Here is a 1,361-nt window from a genome sequence, read left to right as displayed (position 1 = left end):
AAAAAACGTATGGCCCGCCCGTCTGCAAGAGGATTATACGGTGTTCTGATCAGTCTGCGTCAACGTATACGGTCTCATGGGTAACTCCCATGGCCAAGATGGACATCCGCACGTTCAGAGCCCCATAAGTCCGTCGGCACCACGTGCCATTTTTTTAATCGGGCTTTCCGAACGCCGGTCAACTGTCAGGCCATCTTCACGATCCTTCCTGCAAACCTCTTTGAGCTACGTGCGCGATAGCATGTTCCAGGCCCTATGCCGTCGCCACCAGGTAGCCACGTTCAAATGTCGCCTCCTTCCGTAGAGCGGCCCAAGCGATACGTGCCAGCTTATTGGCCAGTGCCACAACGACGGCGTTGCGGTGTACACCTCGCTCGATCATTGCCTTCAGCCATCGCCCCAGCGGCGTGTCGCTCTTCGAGAGCGATGGCAATGCCGCCCGGGCGCCATGGATCAGTAGCGTTCGTAGATATGTATTGCCGCGCTTCGATATCCCCAGCAGCCGAGGTTTACCGCCGGTGCTGTATTGCCTGGGAACCAACCCAAGCCAGGAGCCGAGATCTCGGGCTTTGGCGAAGCTGCTGGCATTGCCCACCGCCGCAACTAAAGCGGTTGCATTAAGCACCCCGATGCCCGGGATCGAGGTCAACCTTCGCGTGGCGGCATCGTCGCGAGCCAACCGGGTAAACTCTTCGTTCAGCGTTCCGATCTTTGCGTCGAGTTCCTTCCATTCGGAACGCAGTCCCTTAATCAGCTGAAGCATGCGTTGCGACAGTGTCTCGCTGCCCTCAGAAAGCATGGAATCCAATTCGAGCTCAAACCTTCTTCTGCCGGCAGGGAAGATCACACCACGTTCCAGTAGGATCGCCCGCATCTGGTTGAGCAGGGTTGTCCGCTCCGCAACAAGGCGGGAACGCACGCGATGTAGCGTTTGGATATCCAACTGCTTCTGACTTTTGAGTTCGACGAAGCGCATTGTTGGTCGTGAGGCGGCTTCAGCGATCCCCTCGGCATCGCGGTCATCGTTCTTCTGAGCTTTGATATACGGACGAACGTATTCCGGCGACATCAAACGGATCTGGTGACCCTGTTCTGCAAACAGCCGACCGAGATGATGCGCGCCGCAGCATGCTTCCATCGCAACCACACAAGCAGGAAGCTTCACAACATAGTCGATCAGCGTCTGTCGACGCATTGTTCGCCGAACGACCACAGCTCCCGCCGCATCGACGCCGACCACGCTGCAGGAGTTCTTGCCCAGATCAATTCCAAGAATAGCAATAGACATTGGCTCGTTCCTTTCGCTTTCCGAATGCCAGCACTGTACTCGATGCTGGGTGAAAGGGCGGGCCATCCCATAA

The 1,361-nt window shown here is 56.8% G+C and carries 1 protein-coding gene; it reads right to left on the bottom strand.

Going from position 1 to position 1,361, the window contains the following annotated elements; all coding sequences use genetic code 11:
* Positions 1–253: 253 nt before the first annotated feature.
* Entirely contained in the window at positions 254–1,288 is a 1,035-nt protein-coding gene (locus ASB65_RS21035) for an IS110 family transposase (RefSeq protein WP_060725269.1), read from the bottom strand.
* Between the last annotated feature and the right edge of the window lie 73 nt (positions 1,289–1,361).

Origin of the sequence: Agrobacterium tumefaciens str. B6 (genome assembly GCF_001541315.1) — a bacterium.
Lineage (GTDB): Bacteria > Pseudomonadota > Alphaproteobacteria > Rhizobiales > Rhizobiaceae > Agrobacterium > Agrobacterium radiobacter.
Note: the sequence above shows the minus strand (reverse complement) of the source record. Positions and strands in the feature narration are given on the sequence as shown.

What these genes read in the sequence shown, in the direction of transcription:
- ASB65_RS21035 (WP_060725269.1), bottom strand. Translation starts at nt 1,288, where the DNA reads ATGTCTATTGCTATTCTTGGAATTGATCTGGGCAAGAACTCCTGCAGC.